Origin of the sequence: Pseudooceanicola atlanticus (assembly GCF_000768315.1) — a bacterium.
Classification (GTDB): Bacteria; Pseudomonadota; Alphaproteobacteria; order Rhodobacterales; family Rhodobacteraceae; genus Pseudooceanicola; species Pseudooceanicola atlanticus.
The window spans coordinates 431,349-453,253 of record NZ_AQQX01000003.1; the positions used below are offsets into that span (position 1 = coordinate 431,349).

A 21,905-nucleotide genomic window follows, 5' to 3' on the forward strand; every position below is an offset into this window, starting at 1 on the left:
GCGCCCCGCCCCGATACGGTTACGCGGCGAGTTTCGCGCGGCCGCCGAGGTCAAGCTCTTGGAACCGTCGGCCATTGCGCTGCAACTGGACGAGCAGCGGATGCGGTGTCCAGAGGTCGGCATCCAGCTGAGCAAGCATCTGGCAGCGGCGCAGCACGGCGAACAGGCCCATCTGGTCCGCCTCGCTCATCGGGCCGCCTGTGTCGCGGGGATAGCCCCAGCCCTGCAGCAGGGCCACGTCCACATGCATCGGCCGCGCGGCGCGGCCATTGGCGATCAGCGCACAGCCCGCATTGACAAGTGCCGCGTGAATGGCCCCCGCGATGTCCTGCGGGCGGGTCAGGTCGGGTGCGTCCCGCATCCCGTCGCCGCGCGCGATATCCGCGAGTTGCACCAGCGGCTGAGTGTCGCGCCCTTCGGACCGGGCGGCCATGCGGTCGTTGATCAACAGATGGCTCAGCCCCTCTGCCCGGCTGGCGGCGGCGCTGCGGGACAGGTAGGCCGGGCCGTTCTGGCGCGCGGCCAGGTCATAGGCGCCGCGACGATAGCCGTGCGCGCGCATGGCCGCGTCGATCTCTGCCGGGGCGAGGCCGGCGCGGATCAGCGCGTCGGCGGCGGACAGGATCGTGTCGCCCATCGTCTGGGTCAGCATGACGCCCCCGGGCTTGCTGCGCAGCAGGAGCCGGCCGAGTTTCCACAGACCGGCCTGCGCGGTGGCGATGGCGCTTTCGGTGACGTCGCCGCCGATGCCCAGTTCGGCCAGGCGGGCGGGGAAATCGCGGTCGGCATAGGACAGGGCGATGACCCGTCCGCGCAGCTCTGGCGGGGCGAGCGCACTGCAATCCAGGTGATCGGTCAGGCAGAGCAGCACGGCAGAGGGGCCGACACCGGGTGCCAGGCTGTGCAGGCGCTTGCGGGTCGCGTCGGCCTCGTCCGGGCCGTCGACAAAGATCACCTCGGCCTGCGCCAGGGCGCCGGTGGAGGAGGTCGCGGTCAGGCGTTTGAGGATCTGGTCCGCCACGGCCGGGGGTTGATTGCGGGCCTCAACCGCGCGGCGGACATGGCGGATCACGTCGTTGCACATGGTTTCCGCCTTGATCGGGTTCGGGTCGATCACGGTGACGGTGCCGCCGGCCAGCAGGATCGCCCCGGTCAGGCGACTGGTGGCGACCGTCGCAGGCGCCACGGCATAGCGGGTGACACCCGGCAAAGTGCGACCGGTCAGGCGGTTGCAATGGTTCTCGCTCCACCTGGCGCGGCGCAGACCGCGGGACCGCGGAGAGGTCAGCGCCTCTTCGAACATGGTTTCCTCGAGCGCGATACCGGCCTCGAAGGGGAGCAGCTGGGCGGCGGCCACGGCCTCTACGATATCGCGTTCCAGTTGGCCTGCCTTGTCGCCCAGGGCCGTCTGGCGGGCGGCGATGGCGCGCTGGTAGGCGACCGGGTCTGACAGCCCGTCCTCGCGGTCACAGCTGCGTTGCCAGCTTTGGTCACGGGCCAGTTCCGCGGCGAAATCGACGGCTTCGTCCAGGGCGACGGCGCCCTTGACCATGCGGTCGCACAATGCCTGGAGCGGCGCGGAGTTGATCGGCACGGCGCGGGCATTAAGCAACAGGTCGAGCGTCGCGTCGGCGCCCAGAAGACGCGGCAGGCGCTGCGTCGCCCCGCCCTGTGGCGGCAGGCCGATGGCGAGGTCCGGCAGGCCGATGCGGGCCTTGAGGGTGGCGATCCTGGCATGGCAGGCCAATGCAAGGTCCAGACCAGCAGCGGCGGCATGGCCGTCGATCAGCGCGACAACGGGCTTTTCCATCCGTTCGACCTGCAGGCAGAGCTCGGAAAGGCGCGGCGCCTTGGCCTCGGCTTCGAGTTCCTTGAGCGGGATGCCGACGGCAAAACTGCCGGCCGGGCCGCAGATCACCACGCCGTCGACACCGTCATCCGCCGCCGCCCGGTCGAGGGCCGCCGAAAGCTTTCGTCTTGTGCCAACGGACAACGCGTTGATCGGCGGATTTTCCACCCGCAGGACCGCAACGCGCGCACGGACGCTGTAGTTGACCTGAGCTGCCAACGCTTTTGCCTTTTCTACCCCTACGTCCCGTTCGAACTTTTTGCCGAATTCAGGACAGTGTCACGGTTAATGCCAAAATTGTTGCGCAAAGGTCAACAATATTAACAACATGATTGCCGAAGAACCTTACCGATCACTCAATTTATTACGTTGGATGGGGAGAAAAGAAAACGGCTGCCGAACATCCTGTCCGACAACCGTGACTTTGCATAGAAGACGGACCGCCGGCCCGGTGCCGGTCAGACCGGCATATTATCGAACCGGGCCTCGACGGCCTCGGTCGTAAGCTCTTCGAGCAGGCGCCGCATGGACCCGGGCGCGGCGCGACCGGCCCTTGAATAGGCGCCCATGACCTCGTGAACGCGGTCAAGGTAGTGGTGACGCGAACCGGGCACCTGGGCCGTGATGTCCGAGATCAGTGTATTGGTGATGTGATCAAGCTGATCGGCATTCATGTCGTCTCTCCTCCGTGTTCCGTGCCCGAACCAGGGACGCGAGCGCACCCTGACCGAACGATTGATCCTTGCCCCCATGTCAAGGCATGCCAACGAGATGCCGGAAAAGCGCTGCAACCATCCCTCCCAAGCGATGCAGCACTGAAGGAAGGATAGCAAAGCTGTCGGCAAAGTCCATCACGCAATCCCCCATTTCGGTTGCGTTGGTTTGTTTTCGCTCAACCAAAACGATTATCTCACAGCCCCCCTTGCAACGCATTCAATAAATGATATATGTAATTTCGAACAGAGATTGGAGTAACCCATGTCCCCGGAAGTGACCGCCTTCTTCGATGAGGCCACCAACACGATTTCCTATGTTGTCCGCGACCCGGCGGGCAGCGCCTGCGCGATTGTCGATTCCGTCCTGGATTTCGACTATTCCTCGGGTCGGACCGACACCCGGTCCGCCGATGCGATCATCGCCTTCGTGCAGGAAAAAGGCTATGACGTTCAGTGGCTTCTGGAAAGCCATGTGCATGCCGACCACCTCTCTGCCGCGCCCTATATCCAGGAAAAGGTCGGCGGCAAGATCGGGATCGGCGACCGTATCACCGTGGTGCAGGACACGTTCGGCAAGGTCTTCAACGAAGGCACCGAGTTCCAGCGCGACGGGTCTCAGTTCGACAAGCTTTTCGTCGAGGGCGACAGTTTCCACATCGGCCAGTTGCGCGGTGACGTGCTGCACACGCCGGGGCACACGCCGGCCTGCCTGACCTACGTGATCGGCGATGCCGCTTTTGTGGGCGACACGCTGTTCATGCCGGATTTCGGCACGGCGCGCTGCGACTTCCCCGGCGGGTCGTCGGAGATGCTGTTCAACTCGATCCAGAAGATCCTCGCCCTGCCGGACGAGACCCGCATCTTCGTGGGCCACGACTACAAGGCACCGGGTCGCGACGAATACGCCTGGGAAACCACGGTCGGCGAGCAGAAGGCGCTGAACATCCATGTCGGCAGCGGCAAGTCGGCCGAGGATTTCATCAAGATGCGCGACGAGCGTGATGCGTCCCTGGCCATGCCCAAGCTGATCATCCCTTCGCTGCAGGTGAACATGCGCGCAGGACAAATGCCGCCGGCGGATGAAAAAGGCGACGTCTTCCTCAAGGTGCCCGTGAACAAGCTGTAAGCCCGGGCCCCTTTTCCACCCTCACCCCTCATCGGCGGATGCGAACCCGCCACCGCGCCCCCTGCCCCGGGGGCGCGCCTCAACGGACTTTGAAAGGAAACAGGTATGCAACCTGAATGGATCATGGGCCTGATCGGAGGCCTTCTGATCGGCCTGGCCGGCGCCGTCTTCCTGCTGGGCAATGGCAGGATCATGGGCGCCAGCGGCATCGTCGGCGGGCTGGTCGACGGATCGGGCCGCGCGGATCGCAGCGACATGTGGCAGCGGATCGTCTTCCTGGCCGGTGTCTTCGTGACCCCTGTCCTGCTGATGCCGTTCGTCGGCACCCCCGACACCAACGCGACCAGCAACATCGCCGTTCTGATCGCCGCCGGCCTGCTGGTGGGCGTCGGCACGCGGCTGGCCAATGGCTGTACCTCGGGCCATGGGGTCTGCGGGATCTCGCGGTTTTCGTTCCGCGGCATCATCGCCACGGTTTTCTACATTCTGGCCGGGGGCCTGACCATGGTCGCCTTCCGCCATCTGCTGGGGGTGATCTGATGCGCCTGTTCTTCTCGCTTCTCTCCGGGGCCCTGTTCGGCGCCGGGCTCTATATCTCGGGCATGACCGACACCAACAAGGTGCAGGGCTGGCTGGACGTGTTCGGCGCCTGGGATCCGACGCTGGCCTTCGTGATGGGCGGGGCGATCCTGCCGATGATGGTCGCCTGGCGGATGACCCGGTCGATGCGGCCGATCGCAGGCGGACAGTTTCCGCCCGCCCCGATGCCGGAGCTGGACCGTCGCCTGATCATCGGGTCGGTGCTGTTCGGCATGGGCTGGGCGCTGGCCGGGCTGTGCCCGGGGCCGTCCATCGCCTCCCTCAGCTTTGGCGGGATCGAGGGCCTCGTCTTTGTGCTTTCGATGGGTGTCGGCATGTTGTTCGCGCCCTCTGTCCGGGCGCGTCTGGACAGTATGGTACCGGCGGAATAACGTCCCGACATGGATATTCGCACCGTTACCCCCCGCTATTCCGTGACCCCCCAGATCGCCCCCGAAGATATCGGTGCGATCAAGGCGGCGGGGTTCACCAAGGTCATCTGCAACCGCCCCGACGCCGAGAACCCGCCCGAATTGCAGGCGGCGGCGATGGAACAGGCGGTCAAGGCCGAAGGGCTGGACTTCGTCAGCATCCCGCTGACGCACCAGACCATGACGCCGGAAAACATCACCCTGCAGGAAGAGGCCGTGGCGAGCGCCGAGGGGCCGGTCCTGGCCTATTGCGCCTCGGGCACCCGTTGCACGGTGATCTGGTCCCTGGCCCGCGCGGCCGAAGGAATGAGCGCAGACGAGATCCTCAAGACTGCCGCCGATGCGGGCTACGACCTGTCGGGCCTGCGGCCGCGCCTGGAACAGGGCTGACGCGTCTGGACATCAGGTGACTTGCCGGGGCGACTGATCGCTTCAGTCGATTTCCGGCAGGGACGCCATCGGGAAGGCGCCGAGCTCTGGCAGCTCCGGCGCCTCTTCGTTGTCCGAAGCACCCATGGCGGGGAAATCGCCCAGGTCCGGCAAATCGCCCAGGCCGGGCAGATCGTCGAGCGAGGGCAGATCGCCCAGCAGGTCGTCCGTCGTTTCCTCGGCCGGTTCGGGGATCGGCGCCGGCATTGGGGGCATTTCGGGTTCCGGCTCCGGCAGGTCGAGGCCGGGAAGGTCGATGCCGGGCAGATCGGACGCCAGTTGAGCCGGAGCCTCTTCCGCCGCTGCAGGCCCCGAGGCCGGGGAGGAGGCAGGCATGACGTTGGGCAGGTTCAAGCGCACCGCGCGCATCCCGTTGATCTGACCCAGTCGCGAGGTGGCCACCCGGTGATGCGTGCGGCTTTCGAGCGCGGTGTCGGCCAGGGCGTCGCGCGGGATGGGCAGGCATTCGCCGGGCTTGAGCTGGCTGACGGCCGAAAGTGGCACCGTCATGCGGAACAGGACCGCATCCAGTTCCGCCGGGGCGCTGAGCACCTGCGCCTCAAGCCGGTTGGCCCCGGCCTGGGCATCCGGGACATCCGCGACCACCACTTCGGGGACGGGCATGATCAACACCGCCTCCCCTTCCCGCTTGGCGGCGAGGTCGATGGAGAAGCGGAAAACGTGGAAATCGGTCGCCTTCAGCGCCAGCGACAGCATGCGCACCGATTCCATCATGGAGCCGAAGCGGTAACCGCGCGACCAGGCGGCAACCCCGACCTCGTCCAGCATGGCGTCGAAACGTCCGAGGGAATCATCGATCAGCGGCGCTATCATGGCGGCATCGGTGCGGGTGGAGCGGCGGGATTCCGGCACCTGCGGAGAGACCCGGCCCATGGTCTGCGCCTCGATCAGGCCCGCAACGAGAGGGAAGTCGATCAGCATGGCGCCGACCGCCCCTTCGGGCCCGTCGAGCAGGCAGATCAGACCATCGTCGGACAGGCTTTCCAGCATGGCTTCGGCGGTTTCCTCGGCCAGCGCGATGCCGGTTGCCGCGAGGGCGAGATCCCACAGGTCATCGGCGGCCCGCGCCAGAGACAGGCGCAGTGCCTTGGCCGGCGTCATTGCACGCGCCTGCCATTGTTCCCGCGCCGCACTTGCCTTGCGTCGCAACACCGAATTGGGAGAGCCCTGTTCCATCAACTCCAGCACATCTTTTCCGCACCCATATCGGCACATTAGGCGGCACTTGGTTACCATCCTATTGATGCAGGTGCGGAAACTGACCTATTGCGCGGCCATGCGGACGGGCAGCGGCAGGCGGACGCGGAATGCCGCCCCCTGCTGACCGGGCAGGTAGAGGATGGCCCCGCCGAGGCGGGCCATGATCTCGCGGCAGATGGCAAGTCCGAGGCCCGCGCCGCCAGCCTGCTGGTCACCGATCCGGCTGAATTTCTCGAAAATCACATCCTGCGCCTCGGCCCCGATGCCGGTTCCGTTGTCGATGAAATCGACCAGCAATTGCCCGTCCTTGACCTGCGTATCGATGGTCAGGACCGGGTGGTCGGCGTCGCAATATTTCTGCGCATTTGCGATCAGGTTGATGAAGACCTGGGCCAGCCGGTCCATGTCCGTATTCAGCGTCACGTCGTTCAGACCCTTGCGGACAAGGACCATGCGCCCCGTCTCGGCCCCGGTCGCGGCGATGGCGTGGTCCAGGATCTCGCTCAGGCCGCCCTGCCGGATGTTCAGGTTCACCTGCCCGTTCTCCAGCACAGACAGGTCGAGCAGATCGTCGAGCAACCGGGTCAGGCGGATCGCCTCGCCGTGGATGATACCCGCATATTTTGCCTTGCCCGCATCATCGAGCCCCTCGGTATCGCGCAGGATCTCGGAAAAGGCACGGATGGAGGTCATGGGCGTGCGCAATTCGTGGCTGATCTGGCTGAGGAAGGCGTCCTTCTGCACCGACAGGGCGGTCAGCTTTTCGTTGGCGGCGCGCAATTGCCGGGCGGTGCGGGCAAGTTCAGCCGATTTCGCCTCGAGCTGGGAGGAATGTTCCATGATCTGCGCAGTTTCATCCGCAACGGCCAGCAGGTCCTGGACCGACACATTGGCCCCGCCGGTGATTTGCCCGATCATCGCGTGCGCCGTGGCGGCGCCGACCGATCCGGCCAGTTCGCGTTCCAGCATCTGGAGGAATTCCGGCGTCGGTTCGGGCAGATAGCCCTGAAGTCCCTGGGCCTGCGCGGCGCGGGCAAAGAGCGCCTGCGCCTCCTGCGCGCCGACGATGCGCTGCGCCATGATCATCAGGTCCTCGCTCTGCGCCATGCCGCCGGACCAGCTTCGGGTGGCGGCGGAATGATCGAAGACATTGACGAATTGCGCGCCCTGCAACCGTTCCATCGGCGTGGGGAAGGTGAAGAGCGAGCCGGCGACGAAGGCCAGTGTGTTCAGCAGGAGAGACCAGAAGACGCCATGCACCAGCGGGTCCATCCCGGAGATGCCGAACATCGACCAGGGCCGCAGCCAGCCGATGCCGAAGGGGCCGCTTTCCAGCACCGAGGCGGGCAGGATCACGTCGGGCCCGAAGCTGGGAAGGAACAGGCACCAGAGCCACAGCGTGCCCCCCAGGATCAGGCCTGCCAGCGCGCCGATGCGGTTCGCGGCGCGCCAGAACAGCCCGCCGATCAGCGCCGGCAGGAACTGCGCCACACCGGAGAAGGAGATCAGGCCGATGGCCGCCAGCGCCGTGCTGCCGCCGGAAATGCGGTAATAGAGGTAGCCCAGAAGCAGGACGCCGATGATCGACAGGCGACGCGCGAGGATCACCACGTGGCGGACATCGCCCGACACCATCGCGCCGCCGCCCTGCGTCGACAGCCAGATCGGCATGACGATGTGGTTCGACACCATGGTCGACAGCGCGATGGAGGCGACGATCACCATGGATGTGGCCGAGGAGAACCCGCCGAGGAAGGACAAGAGCGCCAGCCCGTTATTGCCAAGCGCCAGCGGCACCGACAGCACGAAGAGGTCAGGGTTCGAATCCGCAGGAAGAAGCGCCAGCCCCGTCACCGCGATCGGCACGACGAAGAGGCTCATCAGCAGCAGGTAGAGCGGGAAGGCCCAGGAGGCGGTGCGTAGGTGCCGCTCCTCCTCGTTCTCGACGACGAGGACCTGGAACATCCGCGGCAGGGTCAGGAAGGCTGCCGCCGACAGGCAGGTGAGCCCGGCCCAGCGGTCGCCCTTGATCTGCCAGTCGCCCAGGGGCGAGGCGTCGATGCGGGCGAAGGTGTCGCCGATCCCGCCATTGATCCCCCAGACCACGAAGATGCCGACGGCCAGCAGCGCGAACAGCTTGACCACCGCCTCGACCGCGATGGCCATGACGACCCCGTGATGGCGTTCGTTGGCATCGAGGTTGCGGGTGCCGAACAGCACGGTGAAGAAGGCCAGTCCCGCCGCGACCCAGAAGGCGGTGGAGTTCTGATCGCCCAGCGGCCGCGCCGCCGCATCGGCCTGCGAAAAGCTGGCCACCGACAGGGTCACCGATTGCAATTGCAGCGCGATATAGGGGGTGGTGCCGACCACGGCGAGGATCGTCACCAGCACGGCGAGGCGGTTCGACTTGCCGTAGCGCGACGAGATCAGATCGGCGACCGAGGTGATCTTTTGCGACCGGCCGATCCGGACCATCTTGCGCACCGCCCAGAACCAGCCGACCATGACCAGCGACGGCCCGATATAGATCGTCAGGTATTCCATGCCGGACCGCGCCGCGTAGCCGACCGCGCCGTAGAAGGTCCAGGCAGTACAATAGATCGACAGCGACAACGTGTAGACCAGCGGCGAGCGCAGCCAGGCCGCCTTGCCGCGCAAAGCCGCACGTTCGGCGCCGAAGGCCACGACGAACAGCAATGCGACATAGGCCAGACAGACCGCGATCAGCAGGTTGAGGGAGGCCATTACACCTCCGACTGCGATTGGGGTGGTGTGGCCTGCCCTGCCCCGTCCTCTTCCGGTCCGGGCTGCGGTTCAAGGCGGCGTGCCAGCAGCGCGGCCGCGGCGATCAGGGCCAGCCAGACACCGAAGACGTAGATCATGGCGATGGAGGTTGTGGGCGTGCCCGGCGCCTCGCCTTGCGGCCAGAGCAGCGGGATCGCCATCAGGATCGCCCCCAGGATCGGCAGCAGCCGCGCCGCGTCGGCCAGGCGACGCTGGCGATAGGAATGACGCGCCAGGAACAGGGGCTGGCGCCGCTTGCTCATGGGCGGACCAGGTCGTTCACGGCCTCCAGCACCTCGGCATTGGAGAAGGGTTTCGACATGAAGCGGCTGGCGCCCAACGTCTGCGCCATCTCGCGGTCCTTGGTCTGGCCGCGCGCGGTCAGCATCAGCACCGGCAGGTCCGCGGTTTCGGCCGCGGCACGCAGGTCACGCAGGATGTCATAGCCGGACCGCCCCGGCAGCATCACGTCCAAGATCACCAGATCGGGCCGCCGCGATTGCACCGCGCTGACCGCATCCACCCCGTTGGAATGCGTGGCGACGCGCCATCCGTCGCGGGACAGGATAAAGCTGATGGCTTCGATGATATTGGGTTCGTCCTCTATCACCAGAACGTTCTTGGCCATCTGGTCCTCCCCTCCCGTCAGCGCCAACCTGATATTCTTGTTATCGAATTGTTATCCGTCTTCCCACCCTTTCTGTCAAAAGCGAATCCGCGGCATTTTCGCGTGGGGCCATGGCGGATTGCCCTGCGGCGCGGTCAGCGACGTTCTGCCATGATCGAGGGTTCGCGCCGGGCGGTGCAGTTTTCCCGCGGGCAGATACGGCAGGTCACGCCGACGCGCGGCACCCGGCCCGCGGGACGGGTGGCCGGCCAGATCAGCATGTGGGTACGGAAGTTGGGTGGCTCGTCCGGGCGCGGCGTCTGGCGCGGCACGGCCAGCGCATAGGTGACGAAGGTGCCCTCGGCCCGGCCGGCCATCTCGATCACCTGGCGCAGGGGCAGCATGGGCCGGTGCAGCGCCTGGAAGAGCGGCCAGAGCGGACAGGCCGCGCCGTAGCGGGGCAGCGGGAAGCCTTCGGCCTCTCTCCGTTCCAGCAGGGTGCCCGAGGCATCGGCGACCACGATACCGGGGGCCGCCGGCAGAAGGTCGGCCCGCAGATCGGCGGGCAAGGCCACGAGGCGGCGCATGACCAGATCGGCCCCGACGCCCAGCCGCTGGGCCAGGTCGGTCGGGTCGGGACCTTCGGGCGGCGCATCCTCCAGCGCGCGCTCGGCCTTGAGCGCGGTGAGCAGGTCGTCGAGCGGAAGCCGGGCGGCATCGTCGGCCAGCCCCTCCAGCCGGTCGCGCAGCAGGTCCTGCGCGACGCCGGTGCCCATCTCGGCCCGACCAAGGACCTTTGCCGCGCCCTGCCCCGTTTCGAGTTCGGGGAAGTGCCAGCCGGAGGTGTCGAGAAAGGCCTGCACCTCGTCCTGCGGGGAATGGCCCGTCGCATCCTGCCGGGTGCCGGCATCGAGTTCATCGACCAGGCGCTGCGCGCCTTCGGCCAGGCGGGCGCTGTCCTCGTGGATGTTGCGGTGAAACCGGTCGCGCCATTCGCGTTCCAGTTCCCTGGTTTCCACGAGAATGGACGAGGCCGAATGAATGGCGGTGACGGTCGACAGGACCTCGTGCAGGGAGGCGGCAAGATGCGGGTCGTGGGCCAGGCGGTCGGTCAGGGCCTCGACCGATTGTTCCAGCTGGCCGATGCGCGCGTGCTGGTCGGCCAGCAACCGCGCCCAGCCGGGAAAACGGCCCGCCAGTTCCTCGACCCGGTCGGTTTCAGAGCTGTCGAGCTGACGTTCGGCGGCGGCTTCGCGCAGGGTGGCGGTCAAAGCAGCCTCGGCCCCTTCCGAGAGCTGCGCAGGCTCGACACCCAGGACTCCGGCGATGTCGAGCAGCAATTTCCCGCCGATTCTGCGGCGATTGTGTTCGATCAGGTTCAGGTAGGAAGCCGATATTCCGGATTGTCGCGCCAATTCCGCCTGGCGCATGCCGATCACTTCGCGTCTTTCGCGAATCCGGCTGCCGGTCAATCCGGATCGTGGCATGGCTTTTCCTCCGAGGTTTCAACGGCTTTCTGCAGTGCGAAATAATTTCTTTACAATGCATACCAATGTATTGTGCATTTGTTTACAAAAAAATCCATTAGTTAAAGGGAGTTGTTGCGCGATTTTCCTCGACCCTGCGATAAAGTCTTTGCACTAATGTGCCGGCGGCGTGCTTGAGGAGGCGTGCCGCGACCAACACATTCGGGAGGAAACTCATGACCAAGACGACCATGTCACGCCGTGGCGTGCTGAAGACCGGGGCTATTGCAGGTGCAGGGCTCGCGCTGCCGACCTACCTGTCCGCAGCCAGCCACGCCGGCTTCACCAACGCCCCGCAAGGCGACACCGTGACCCTGGGCTTCAACGTGCCCCAGTCCGGCCCCTATGCAGACGAGGGCGCCGACGAGCTGCGCGCCTATGAACTGGCCGTCGAGCACCTGAACGGTGAAGGCGATGGCGGCATGCTGAACACGTTCAGCTCCAAGGCGCTGGAAGGCAACGGCATCCTGGGCAAGAAGGTCGAATACGTGACCGGCGACACCCAGACGAAGTCGGACGCCGCCCGCGCCTCTGCCAAGTCGATGATCGAAAAAGACGGCGCCGTGATGATCACCGGCGGTTCGTCCTCCGGCGTGGCGATCGCCGTGCAGGGCCTCTGCCAGGAAGCTGGCGTCATCTTCATGGCCGGCCTCACCCACTCCAACGACACCACCGGCAAGGACAAGAAGGCGAACGGTTTCCGTCACTTCTTCAACGGCTACATGTCCGGCGCGGCGCTCGCACCGGTGCTGGAAAGCCAGTACGGCTCCGACCGGAAGGCCTATCACCTGACCGCGGACTACACCTGGGGCTGGACCCAGCAGGAATCGATCGCGGCCGCGACCGAGGCCCTGGGCTGGGAAACCGTGAACAACGTCCTGACGCCGCTGGCGCAGACCGACTTCTCGTCCTACATCGCCCCGGTCCTGAACTCCGGCGCCGACGTGCTGGTCCTGAACCACTACGGCGGCAACATGGTCAACTCCCTGACCAACGCTGTTCAGTTCGGCCTGCGCGAGAAGATGATCGACGGCAAGCAGTTCGAGATCGTCGTTCCGCTGTTCTCCCGCCTGATGGCCCGTGGTGCAGGTGAGAACATCAAGGGTATCCTTGGTTCCACCAACTGGCACTGGTCCCTGCAGGACGAAGGCTCCAAGGCGTTCGTGCAATCCTTCGGCACCAAGTACGGCTTCCCGCCGTCCCAGGCCGCGCATACCTGCTACGTGCAGACCCTGCTGTATGCAGACGCCGTGGCCCGTGCCGGGTCCTTCAACCCCTGCGCCGTCGTGGAAGCCCTGGAAGGCTTCGAATTCGACGGTCTGGGCAATGGCCCGACCCTGTACCGCGCCGAAGATCACCAGTGCTTCAAGGACGTTCTGGTTGTGCGCGGCAAGGAAAACCCGACCTCCGAATTCGACCTTCTCGAGGTCGTCGAGGTCACGCCGCGCGCGCAGGTCGAATATGCACCCGACCACCCGATGTTCGCCGGCGGCACCCTGGGCGAGTGCAACCCGGGCGCCTGATCGGACAGATCGGGGCGCGCGCAGCCTGACGCGGCGCGCGCCCCACCCCATCGACGGATGCGGACCTGACGCATCCCCACCCCCCGCAAGACGCGGCTTTCCCGGTAGGGTGCGTGGTTTTCCATGCACCATGCCATTGTGATTCCAAAGGACGGGACAATGGACGCCATCATCCTGCAAATCCTAAACGGCCTCGACAAAGGGTCGGCCTATGCGCTGATCGCCCTTGGCCTGACGCTGATCTTCGGCACGCTGGGCGTTGTGAACTTCGCCCATGGCGCGCTGTTCATGATCGGCGCCTTCTGCTCGGTCACGCTGGCCAAGCTGCTGAACCTCAGCTTCGAGACCGTCGACCCGACGCAGAAGGACTTTCTGGGCAACCCCCTGAAAGTGAAGACCCCCTATATCGAAAGCTGGTTCGGCCCGGAGGTCGGCGCCACCATCATCGACTGGTCGGTCCCGCTGGCGATCCTTTTCGCGATCCCGATCATGCTGGTCGTCGGCTACGTGATGGAACGCGGGCTCATCAAGCATTTCTACAAGCGTCCCCATGCCGACCAGATCCTGGTGACTTTCGGCCTGGCCATCGTCCTGCAGGAAATCATCAAGTTCTATTTCGGCGCCAACCCGATCCAGACCCCCGCCCCCGACGCCCTGTCCGGTGTCGCTTCGGTCGGTGGCGCGGTCGGGCTGAACATCGCCTACCCGATCTGGCGCCTGTGCTACATCGCCTTCTCGCTGCTGCTGATCGGCGGGGCCTTCGCCTTCCTGCAATTCACCACCTTCGGGATGGTCGTGCGGGCCGGCATGGCCGACCGCGAGACCGTGCAGCTGCTGGGCATCGACATCGACCGCCGCTTTACCATCATGTTCGGCCTGGCCGCTGCGATCGCGGGCCTGGCGGGCGTGATGTACGGGCCGATCAACGCGCCGAACTACCACATGGGCATGGACTTCCTGGTGCTGTCCTTCGTGGTCGTGGTCGTCGGCGGCATGGGGTCCCTGCCCGGTGCTGTTCTCGCGGGCTTCCTGCTGGGCATCCTCGAGGCGTTCGCATCCACCACCTGGGCGACCACCACGATCCCCGGCATCAACCAGATCATCATCTACCTCGTTGCAATCATTGTCCTGCTGACGCGTCCGCGCGGCCTGATGGGCAAAAAAGGCGTGATGGAGGACTAATCAATGTTTGGCCTTACCAAGAAAGACCTCAGCCTGCTCGGGATCGTCGCGATCCTGACGATGGCTGCCCCCTTCATCCTGAACCCGTTCCCGACGGAAAGCGCCATGGCGCAGTTCAACGCGGGCTACCCGGACCTGATGCAGAAGTTCGTGATCTTCGGCATCTTCGCCATCGGGTTCAACATCCTCTTCGGCCTGACCGGCTACCTGTCCTTCGGTCACGCCGCCTTCCTGGGCGTGGGGTCCTATTCCTGCGTGTGGATGTTCAAGCTGCTGGGCTACAACGTGCTGCCGGGCATCGCCCTGTCGATCGTCGTGTCGGGCCTCTTCGCCCTGCTGATCGGGGTGATCACGCTGCGCCGGTCGGGCATCTACTTCTCGATCCTGACGCTGGCCTTCGCGCAGATGTCCTTTGCCCTCGCCTATTCGGTCCTGTCGAACCCCAAGTTCAACCTGACCAACGGTGAGACCGGGCTTCAGGTCTATGCCGATGACCCGCAATGGTTCCACAGCGCCAACCTGCCCGACCTGCCGCACCTGTTCGGCCTGTCCATGCGCGCCACCCACCGGATGACGCTGGGCGGCTGGGAATTCCAGTTCAACGCGGGCTACTACATGTGCGCCATCATCATGCTCGTCTGCTTCTACCTCGCCATCCGCATCTTCCGGTCGCCCTTCGGCCTGATGCTGCGCGCGGTCAAATCGAACCAGCAGCGGATGAACTACACCGGCCTGAATTCGCGTCCCTACACCCTCGCAGCCTTCGTCATCTCGGGCATGTATGCCGGGCTGGCCGGTGGCCTTCTGTCCGCGGTCGACCCGCTGGCGGGCGCCGAGCGGATGCAGTGGACCGCATCGGGCGAGGTCGTCCTGATGACCATCCTCGGCGGTGCCGGCACCCTGATCGGTCCGGTTCTGGGCGCGGGTCTGATCAAGTATTTCGAGAACATCTTCTCGAAGATCAACGAAAGCGTCCTGCACAGCTGGTTCGGGTTCCTGCCCGACGGGCTGGAGGATTTCGTGATCACCATCGTCTACCCCTTCGTGGGCAAGGGCTGGCACCTGACCCTCGGGCTGATCTTCATGCTGGTCGTGATCTTCCTGCCCGGCGGCCTGATCGAAGGCGGTCAGCGCATCGGGCGCCTCTTCCGGGGCAAGAAAGCGTCGAAGGCCGGGAAATCGGCCACGACCGAACCTGCTGAATAAGGAACCAGAGAGATGGGAATCCTCGAAGTCAAAAACGTGAACAAGCGGTTCGGCGGTCTGCAGGCGCTTGGTGACGTGAACCTGAGCGTGGCGGAAAACAGCTGCCACGCGATCATCGGGCCGAACGGCGCGGGCAAGTCCACCCTGCTGAACTGCCTGGTGGGCAAGCTGATCCCGGATACCGGGTCGGTGATGTTCGACGGCCAGTCCGTGCTGGGGCGCAAACCCTACGAGATCAACCAGATGGGTATCTCGCGGGTGTTCCAGACGCCCGAGATCTTCGGCGACCTGACGGTGATGGAGAACATGATGATCGCCTGTTTCGCGCAGCGGGACGGTGCCTTCAAGATGCACGCCATCGGGTCGATGTGGAAGGAAAAGGACATCGTCGAAAAGGCGGAGCACATGCTGGAAAGCATGAACCTGGCCGAAAAGCGCGACATGCACACCGCGTCGATGTCGCGGGGTGACAAGCGCCGGATGGAGATCGCGATGTGCCTTTCGCAGGAGCCGCGGCTGCTGCTGCTGGACGAACCGACCGCCGGCATGGCGCGGGCCGACACCAACAACACGATCGACCTGCTCAAGAAGATCAAGGAAGAGCGCGACATCACCATCGCGATCATCGAACACGACATGCATGTCGTGTTCTCCCTCGCCGAGCGGATCACGGTACTGGCCCAGGGCACGCCCCTGGTCGAGGACACGCCGGAGAAGATCAAGGGTCACCCGAAGGTGCGCGAAGCCTATCTTGGCGAAGCGCAGGTCGCGTAAGGAGCCGAACTCATGAACGTCAAACCCGACTTCTCGAAGGGCAAGAACTACGCCGAAACCGCTCCGGCCTTCCTGTCCGTGTGGAACATGGAAGCCTATTACGGCGAAAGCTACATCGTGCAGAACATCAGCTTCAACGTGCACGAAGGCGAGATCCTGGCCCTGTTGGGCCGCAACGGCGCCGGCAAGACCTCGACCTTGCGGTCCATCGCGCGGATGGACAATCCGCAGGTGACGCACGGCGAGATCTGGCTCGATCACCAGCCGCTGCACAACATGTCCAGCCACCAGGCGGCGCAGGCCGGGATCGGCCTCGTCCCCGAGGATCGCTGCATCATCCCCGGCCTGACGGTCGAGGAAAACCTGCAGCTTGCGCAGATTGCACCGCCCATCGGCTGGTCGCTGGACCGTCTTTACGACCTGTTCCCGCGGCTGGGCGAGCGTCGCAAGCAGGAAGGCGTGACCCTGTCGGGCGGCGAACAGCAGATGCTGGCCATCGCCCGGGCGCTGGCGCGTGACATCAAGGTGCTGCTGCTGGACGAACCCTACGAGGGCCTGGCCCCTGTGATCGTCGACGAGATCGAAAAGACGCTCCGCATCATCAAGGAGCAGGGCATCACTACGATCCTCGTCGAACAGAACGCCGTGCGGGCGCTGGAACTGGCCGACAGGTCGGTCATTCTGGACACTGGCTCCGTCGTGTTCGATGGTAGCGCCGAAGAGGTTCTGTCGAACGCCGATCTGCGGGCCGAATACCTGGCCATCTGATCCGGGATCGGCAGGGCCAAATGGACAGACATGGCAGGCCTTTGTCCCTAGGACTTTGGTCTGCTGTGTGACCCGGAACTTCTGCTGTAGGAACAGCTTCGGTTCCATAGGCGCAATCCGCAGGCGTCCCTGGTGGGACTGGACGCCGATCGGAGCAATTGCCCTGGTTGAATGTCCCATCTCCGGCGACGGGTGCCGAGGAGCAACGCCCGTCCGCCTCGAAAAAGACTGAAGGAGCGATCATGACCGATCAGACCTACCCGCCCGCCGCCGATATCGTGAAGAACGCACATATCGACATCGCCACCTACGAAAAGATGTACGAGGCCTCGGTCAGCGACCCGGACACGTTCTGGGGCGACGAAGCCCGCAAGCGGCTGGACTGGATCGAACCGTTCACCAAGGTGAAGGACACGAACTTCACTCTGGGCGAAGTGTCGATCAAGTGGTTCGAGGACGGTGTCCTGAACGTCGCGCATAACTGCATCGACCGCCACCTGGCGACCCGTGGCGACCAGACCGCGATCATCTTCGAACCCGATGATCCGGAAACGCCCGCCCAGCACATCACCTATAACGAGCTGCACGAGAAGGTCAGCCGCATGGCCAACGTGCTGCTGGCGCAGGGTGTGATGCGCGGCGACCGCGTCATCATCTACCTGCCGATGATCCCCGAAGCGGCCTATGCCATGCTGGCCTGCGCCCGGATCGGCGCGATCCATTCGGTCGTCTTCGCGGGCTTCAGCCCCGATGCGCTGGCCAACCGGATCAACGATTGCCAGGCCAAGGTGGTCATCACCGCCGACACCGCGCCCCGTGGCGGCAAGCGGACCGCGCTGAAATCGAACACCGACGCGGCCCTGCTGCATTGTTCGGACAAGGTGCGCTGCCTGGTCGTGAAGCATACCGGCGACCAGACCACCTGGATCGAGGATCGCGACGTCGACGTGAAGGCGATGATGGAACAGGTCGCGCCCGATTGCCCCGTGCGGCCGATGAATGCCGAGGATCCGCTCTTCATCCTCTACACGTCCGGCTCCACCGGGAAACCGAAGGGAGTGGTGCATTCCTCGGGCGGGTACCTGCTTTATGCGTCGATCACGCAGGAGCTGACCTTCGATTACCATGACGGCGACGTCTTCTGGTGCGGCGCGGATGTCGGCTGGGTCACCGGCCACACCTATATCATCTACGGCCCGCTGGCGAACGGCGCGACCACGCTGATGTTCGAGGGTGTGCCGACTTATCCCGATGCGTCCCGCTTCTGGCAGGTGATCGACAAGCACAAGGTGAACCAGTTCTACACCGCCCCGACCGCGATCCGGGCGCTGATGGGCGCCGGCACTTCCTTCGTCGAAGGGCATGACCTGTCGTCGCTGAAGGTGCTTGGCACCGTTGGCGAACCGATCAACCCCGAGGCCTGGAACTGGTACAACGACAATATCGGCAAGGGCAAACTGCCCATCGTCGACACCTGGTGGCAGACCGAAACCGGCGGCCACATGATCACCCCCCTGCCCGGCGCGACCCCGACGAAGCCCGGTTCCGCCACCAAGCCCTTCTTTGGCGTGCAGCCCGTCGTGCTGGAACCGACCAGCGGCGAAGAAATCCACGAAACCAAGACCGAGGGCGTTCTGGCCATCAAGGACAGCTGGCCCGGCCAGATGCGCACGGTCTACGGCGATCACGAGCGGTTCGAGAAGACCTACTTCTCGGACTACAAGGGCTATTACTTTGCCGGGGACGGCTGCCGCCGCGACGAGGACGGCTATTACTGGATCACTGGCCGGGTCGATGACGTCATCAACGTTTCGGGCCACCGTATGGGCACGGCAGAGGTCGAATCTGCCCTCGTCGCGCATTCCAAGGTCGCCGAGGCCGCGGTTGTCGGCTACCCGCACGACGTGAAGGGCCAGGGCATCTATTGCTACGTCACCCTGATGAATGGCGAAGAGCCCTCGGACGATCTGAAGAAGGAGCTGCGCAACTGGGTCCGCACCGAGATCGGCCCGATCGCGTCGCCCGACCTGATCCAGTGGGCGCCCGGCCTGCCCAAGACCCGGTCCGGCAAGATCATGCGCCGCATCTTGCGCAAGATCGCCGAAAACGATTACGGCGCGCTTGGCGATACTTCGACCCTGGCCGATCCGTCTGTGGTCGATGACCTGATCGAGAACCGGATGAACAAGTAAACCGGTTCGACTTTTCGAATTGATCAGGCCGGGGCGTTCGCGTCCCGGCCTTTTCGTTTGCGTCGAGGCCGCGGGGGTCGGCCATCGGCGGATTCGTGCACGACGTCGCGTCGGTCGACACAATGATGGGAACTGATCCGCGTCAGCGCCGTTTTCTCACCAATCGCACTCGCGAAGCAAACGCACTAGCGAAAAGGAGAAGTTCTGATGAAACCGCTGAAAACGACCCTTTATTCGACCGCAGCCATCCTTGCCCTGATTTCCGGCCCGGTGATGGCCCAGGACACGTCCGTGTCGGGCGATGTGTCCGGTTCCGCCGAAGTTGGCGTGGAATCCGGGGACGCCGTGTCCAACACTGCAGATGCAGTTGAAAACACTGGCGAAGAGATCGCAGATACCGCAGGCGACGCCGCCGACGCCGTGGAAGAAACCGCAGAAGACACGGCCCAGGCCGCTGAAGATGCTGCCGAAGACACTGCGCAGGCCGCAGAGAACACCGCTGAAGAGGCCGGCGACGCCGTGGCCGACACTGCCGAAGACATGACGCCGGACGCCAATGCGGAAGCCGAAGCCGAGATGACCGCCGAGTCGGACATGTCGACCGATGGCGGCGAGATGGGCGCTGAAACCCAGGCCGGTGCTCTGGTTGGCATGAACGTCGCAAGCTCTGCCGGTGAAGATATCGGCGAGATCGACCGCATCGTCGACATCAACGGCGAAACCATGGCCGTGATCGGCGTGGGCGGTTTCCTTGGTCTTGGCGAACATGACGTCGCCCTGCCCGTGACCGAGCTGATGTATGACGGAAACACCATCACTGCCATGGGTTACACCCAGGAGCAGCTGAAGAGCATGGCCGAATACAACGCCGAGCTGGCGACCGAGGTCGACAGCGAAGCCACCGTTTCGCTGGGCCGTTCGTAACGCCATCCGGCGGGCTTGAACGCCGCTTTCGGGCCGTCCCTTCGGGGGCGGCCTTTTTCCTGCATCGCCAAGGTTGCACGGGACCGCTTTTCACCCCGCCTTGCATCGCCTATAAGCGGGCCAGTTTACGGAAGCGACCGGCGCGCTTGCGCCTCTTGAAACCTCTGGCGAGGAATGCATGACCAACAAGACGAACGAGGCCGATGTGGCCTTCATCAAGGCTCTGGCCGAACTTCTGCAGGATAACGGATTGACCGAGATCGAGGTCAAGCGGGAGTACGGGGAGGATGACAGCCTGAACGTCCGGGTCTCCAAGAAAATCGAATACGCGGCCGCACCGGCCCCGGTTCAGGTGTCGTCCCCCGCGGCAGCCCCGGCCCCCGCAGCGGCCAGCCCGGCGCCCGCGGCCACTACCGACGAAGACCCGGCGATGCATCCCGGCGCCGTGACCTCGCCGATGGTCGGCACGGTCTACCTTCAGCCGGAACCGACCGCCCCGGCCTTCGTCAAGGTGGGTGACAGCGTTCAGGAAGGCGACACGCTGCTGATCGTCGAAGCGATGAAGACCATGAACCACATCCCCGCGCCCAAGTCGGGGACCGTCAAGCGTATCCTCGTCGAGGACAAGGCTGCCGTCGAATATGGCGCGCCGCTGATGATCATCGAATAAGGGCCATCCCATGTTCGAGAAAATCCTGATTGCCAACCGTGGCGAGATTGCCCTGCGTGTCATCCGCGCCGCGCGCGAGATGGGCATCCGGTCCGTGGCCGTGCATTCGACCGCCGATGCGGATGCGATGCATGTGCGCATGGCCGACGAATCCGTCTGCATCGGCCCGCCGCCGGGCACCGAAAGCTACCTGCATATCCCATCGATCATCGCCGCCGCCGAAGTGACCGGCGCCCAGGCGATCCACCCGGGCTATGGCTTCCTGTCGGAAAATGCCGCCTTCGTGCAGATCGTCGAGGATCACGGCATCACCTTCATCGGCCCCACGGCGGAACATATCCGCGTCATGGGCGACAAGATCACCGCGAAGGACACGATGAAGGCGCTTGGCGTGCCTTGTGTGCCCGGATCGGACGGCGGCGTGCCCGACCTGGCCGCGGCCAAGGCGATCGGCAAGGAATTCGGCTATCCCGTCATCATCAAGGCAACCGCCGGCGGTGGTGGCCGTGGCATGAAGGTGGCCAATTCCGAAGCCGAGATGGAACGCGCCTTCCAGACCGCGCGGTCCGAGGCCAAGGCGGCCTTCGGCAATGACGAGGTCTATATCGAGAAATACCTGACCACGCCGCGCCATATCGAGATTCAGGTCTTCGGGGATGGCAAGGGCAAGGCGGTCCATCTGGGCGAACGCGATTGTTCGCTGCAGCGCCGCCACCAGAAGGTGTTCGAAGAGGCCCCCGGCCCCTGCATCAGCGCCGAAGAACGCGCCCGGATCGGCAAGGTCTGCGCGGACGCGGTCGCCAAGATCAATTATGCCGGCGCCGGCACGATCGAGTTCCTGTATGAAAACGGCGAGTTCTACTTCATCGAGATGAACACCCGCCTTCAGGTGGAACACCCGGTGACCGAGGCGATCTTCGGCGTCGACCTTGTGCGCGAACAGATCCGAGTGGCCGAAGGGCTGCCGATGTCGTTCACCCAGGACGATCTGACGATCAACGGTCACGCGATCGAGGTGCGTCTGAACGCGGAAAAGCTGCCCGATTTCGCGCCACGTCCGGGCCGGATCACCGCCTTCCATGCCCCCGGCGGGCTGGGTGTGCGGATGGATAGCGCGCTCTATGACGGCTATACGATCCCGCCCTATTACGACAGCCTGATCGGCAAGCTGATCGTGCATGGCCGCGACCGGAACGAGGCCCTGGCCCGTCTGCACCGTGCCCTGGGCGAATTGATCATCGACGGGGTGGAAAACACCGTGCCGCTGTTCGATGCCCTGCTGCAGGAGCCGGATATCCAATCAGGATCCTACAATATCCATTGGCTGGAACATTGGTTGGAAACCAGTTTCGCCAAGTGATATGGCCCCCGACCTGAATACAGGTTACACTGTAGCGG

Annotated in this window: 20 protein-coding genes; 13 read left to right on the plus strand and 7 right to left on the minus strand. The window is 64.6% G+C overall.

What is annotated here, in order from left to right; genetic code table 11:
* Positions 1–19: 19 nt before the first annotated feature.
* Both ATO9_RS09935 and ATO9_RS09940 read right to left on the minus strand, forming a co-directional pair.
* Positions 20–2,068 carry an enoyl-CoA hydratase-related protein gene (locus ATO9_RS09935; RefSeq protein ID WP_043747975.1) on the minus strand — a complete coding sequence of 683 codons (2,049 nt, stop codon included), beginning with the start codon at positions 2,066–2,068 and terminating at the stop codon, positions 20–22.
* 239 nt (positions 2,069–2,307) lie between these two features.
* Positions 2,308–2,523, minus strand: coding sequence for a hypothetical protein (locus ATO9_RS09940; protein WP_043747978.1), 216 nt, complete (start codon positions 2,521–2,523; stop codon positions 2,308–2,310).
* 304 nt (positions 2,524–2,827) lie between these two features.
* Here ATO9_RS09940 and ATO9_RS09945 point away from each other — a divergent pair, with 304 nt between their 5' ends.
* The 4 genes from ATO9_RS09945 to ATO9_RS09960 all read left to right on the plus strand — a co-directional run bounded on the left by ATO9_RS09945 (position 2,828) and on the right by ATO9_RS09960 (position 5,091).
* Positions 2,828–3,691 carry an MBL fold metallo-hydrolase gene (locus ATO9_RS09945; protein WP_043747981.1) on the plus strand — a complete coding sequence of 288 codons (864 nt, stop codon included), beginning with the start codon at positions 2,828–2,830 and terminating at the stop codon, positions 3,689–3,691.
* A gap of 105 nt (positions 3,692–3,796) precedes the next feature.
* Positions 3,797–4,231 carry a YeeE/YedE family protein gene (locus ATO9_RS09950; protein WP_043747983.1) on the plus strand — a complete coding sequence of 145 codons (435 nt, stop codon included), beginning with the start codon at positions 3,797–3,799 and terminating at the stop codon, positions 4,229–4,231.
* Positions 4,231–4,662 (plus strand): DUF6691 family protein, encoded by a 432-nt coding sequence (locus tag ATO9_RS09955; RefSeq protein WP_043747984.1) that lies wholly within the window; start codon positions 4,231–4,233, stop codon positions 4,660–4,662. The genes ATO9_RS09950 and ATO9_RS09955 overlap by 1 nt, the downstream gene beginning before the upstream one ends.
* Before the next feature lie 9 nt (positions 4,663–4,671).
* Positions 4,672–5,091 (plus strand): protein tyrosine phosphatase family protein, encoded by a 420-nt coding sequence (locus ATO9_RS09960; RefSeq protein ID WP_043747986.1) that lies wholly within the window; start codon positions 4,672–4,674, stop codon positions 5,089–5,091.
* Positions 5,092–5,133: 42 nt separating this feature from the next.
* Here ATO9_RS09960 and ATO9_RS09965 read toward each other — a convergent pair whose 3' ends face one another.
* From ATO9_RS09965 to ATO9_RS09985, 5 genes are all read right to left on the minus strand, one after another.
* Complete coding sequence (locus ATO9_RS09965) at positions 5,134–6,339, minus strand: FliM/FliN family flagellar motor switch protein (RefSeq protein WP_162183068.1); 1,206 nt, start codon at positions 6,337–6,339, stop codon at positions 5,134–5,136.
* A gap of 75 nt (positions 6,340–6,414) precedes the next feature.
* Positions 6,415–9,096, minus strand: a complete 2,682-nt coding sequence (locus tag ATO9_RS09970) for an ATP-binding protein (protein ID WP_043747988.1) — start codon at positions 9,094–9,096, stop codon at positions 6,415–6,417.
* Entirely contained in the window at positions 9,096–9,398 is a 303-nt protein-coding gene (locus ATO9_RS09975) for a hypothetical protein (RefSeq protein WP_043747990.1), read from the minus strand. The genes ATO9_RS09970 and ATO9_RS09975 overlap by 1 nt, the downstream gene beginning before the upstream one ends.
* Positions 9,395–9,763: a response regulator transcription factor gene (locus ATO9_RS09980; RefSeq protein WP_043748656.1), complete on the minus strand. Its 369-nt coding sequence runs from the start codon at positions 9,761–9,763 to the stop codon at positions 9,395–9,397. The genes ATO9_RS09975 and ATO9_RS09980 overlap by 4 nt, the downstream gene beginning before the upstream one ends.
* A gap of 134 nt (positions 9,764–9,897) precedes the next feature.
* Positions 9,898–11,229 (minus strand): short-chain fatty acyl-CoA regulator family protein, encoded by a 1,332-nt coding sequence (locus ATO9_RS09985; protein ID WP_043747995.1) that lies wholly within the window; start codon positions 11,227–11,229, stop codon positions 9,898–9,900.
* A gap of 215 nt (positions 11,230–11,444) precedes the next feature.
* Here ATO9_RS09985 and ATO9_RS09990 point away from each other — a divergent pair, with 215 nt between their 5' ends.
* The 9 genes from ATO9_RS09990 (at position 11,445) to accC (ending at position 21,867) form a co-directional block, all read left to right on the plus strand.
* On the plus strand, positions 11,445–12,791 hold the full coding sequence (locus ATO9_RS09990) for a substrate-binding protein (RefSeq protein ID WP_043747998.1): 1,347 nt from the start codon (positions 11,445–11,447) through the stop codon (positions 12,789–12,791).
* A 159-nt stretch (positions 12,792–12,950) separates the two neighbouring features.
* Entirely contained in the window at positions 12,951–13,973 is a 1,023-nt protein-coding gene (locus ATO9_RS09995; RefSeq protein WP_043748001.1) for a branched-chain amino acid ABC transporter permease, read from the plus strand.
* 3 nt (positions 13,974–13,976) lie between these two features.
* Complete coding sequence (locus ATO9_RS10000) at positions 13,977–15,179, plus strand: branched-chain amino acid ABC transporter permease (protein ID WP_043748003.1); 1,203 nt, start codon at positions 13,977–13,979, stop codon at positions 15,177–15,179.
* 12 nt (positions 15,180–15,191) lie between these two features.
* Positions 15,192–15,953 carry an ABC transporter ATP-binding protein gene (locus ATO9_RS10005; protein WP_043748006.1) on the plus strand — a complete coding sequence of 254 codons (762 nt, stop codon included), beginning with the start codon at positions 15,192–15,194 and terminating at the stop codon, positions 15,951–15,953.
* Between the two features lie 12 nt (positions 15,954–15,965).
* A complete protein-coding gene (locus tag ATO9_RS10010) occupies positions 15,966–16,721 on the plus strand; it encodes an ABC transporter ATP-binding protein (RefSeq protein ID WP_043748009.1) in 756 nt (251 codons plus the stop codon).
* A 242-nt stretch (positions 16,722–16,963) separates the two neighbouring features.
* Complete coding sequence (acs, locus tag ATO9_RS10015; protein WP_043748011.1) at positions 16,964–18,913, plus strand: acetate--CoA ligase; 1,950 nt, start codon at positions 16,964–16,966, stop codon at positions 18,911–18,913.
* Positions 18,914–19,120: 207 nt separating this feature from the next.
* A complete protein-coding gene (locus ATO9_RS23455) occupies positions 19,121–19,837 on the plus strand; it encodes a PRC-barrel domain-containing protein (RefSeq protein WP_052418222.1) in 717 nt (238 codons plus the stop codon).
* A gap of 178 nt (positions 19,838–20,015) precedes the next feature.
* The gene (gene accB / locus ATO9_RS10025) at positions 20,016–20,507 is read left to right on the plus strand and encodes an acetyl-CoA carboxylase biotin carboxyl carrier protein (protein ID WP_043748014.1); all 492 of its coding nucleotides are present in this window, start codon (positions 20,016–20,018) and stop codon (positions 20,505–20,507) included.
* 10 nt (positions 20,508–20,517) lie between these two features.
* Positions 20,518–21,867, plus strand: a complete 1,350-nt coding sequence (gene accC, locus ATO9_RS10030; protein WP_043748016.1) for an acetyl-CoA carboxylase biotin carboxylase subunit — start codon at positions 20,518–20,520, stop codon at positions 21,865–21,867.
* The last annotated feature ends 38 nt before the right edge of the window (positions 21,868–21,905 follow it).

Coding starts and splice junctions, on each gene's coding strand:
- ATO9_RS09940 (WP_043747978.1), bottom strand. CDS start 2,523: ATGAATGCCGATCAGCTTGATCACATCACCAATACACTGATCTCGGAC.
- ATO9_RS09945 (WP_043747981.1), top strand. CDS start 2,828: ATGTCCCCGGAAGTGACCGCCTTCTTCGATGAGGCCACCAACACGATT.
- ATO9_RS09950 (WP_043747983.1), top strand. CDS start 3,797: ATGCAACCTGAATGGATCATGGGCCTGATCGGAGGCCTTCTGATCGGC.
- ATO9_RS09955 (WP_043747984.1), top strand. CDS start 4,231: ATGCGCCTGTTCTTCTCGCTTCTCTCCGGGGCCCTGTTCGGCGCCGGG.
- ATO9_RS09960 (WP_043747986.1), top strand. CDS start 4,672: ATGGATATTCGCACCGTTACCCCCCGCTATTCCGTGACCCCCCAGATC.
- ATO9_RS09970 (WP_043747988.1), bottom strand. CDS start 9,096: ATGGCCTCCCTCAACCTGCTGATCGCGGTCTGTCTGGCCTATGTCGCA.
- ATO9_RS09975 (WP_043747990.1), bottom strand. CDS start 9,398: ATGAGCAAGCGGCGCCAGCCCCTGTTCCTGGCGCGTCATTCCTATCGC.
- ATO9_RS09980 (WP_043748656.1), bottom strand. CDS start 9,763: ATGGCCAAGAACGTTCTGGTGATAGAGGACGAACCCAATATCATCGAA.
- ATO9_RS09985 (WP_043747995.1), bottom strand. CDS start 11,229: ATGCCACGATCCGGATTGACCGGCAGCCGGATTCGCGAAAGACGCGAA.
- ATO9_RS09990 (WP_043747998.1), top strand. CDS start 11,445: ATGACCAAGACGACCATGTCACGCCGTGGCGTGCTGAAGACCGGGGCT.
- ATO9_RS09995 (WP_043748001.1), top strand. CDS start 12,951: ATGGACGCCATCATCCTGCAAATCCTAAACGGCCTCGACAAAGGGTCG.
- ATO9_RS10000 (WP_043748003.1), top strand. CDS start 13,977: ATGTTTGGCCTTACCAAGAAAGACCTCAGCCTGCTCGGGATCGTCGCG.
- ATO9_RS10005 (WP_043748006.1), top strand. CDS start 15,192: ATGGGAATCCTCGAAGTCAAAAACGTGAACAAGCGGTTCGGCGGTCTG.
- ATO9_RS10010 (WP_043748009.1), top strand. CDS start 15,966: ATGAACGTCAAACCCGACTTCTCGAAGGGCAAGAACTACGCCGAAACC.
- acs (WP_043748011.1), top strand. CDS start 16,964: ATGACCGATCAGACCTACCCGCCCGCCGCCGATATCGTGAAGAACGCA.
- ATO9_RS23455 (WP_052418222.1), top strand. CDS start 19,121: ATGAAACCGCTGAAAACGACCCTTTATTCGACCGCAGCCATCCTTGCC.
- accB (WP_043748014.1), top strand. CDS start 20,016: ATGACCAACAAGACGAACGAGGCCGATGTGGCCTTCATCAAGGCTCTG.
- accC (WP_043748016.1), top strand. CDS start 20,518: ATGTTCGAGAAAATCCTGATTGCCAACCGTGGCGAGATTGCCCTGCGT.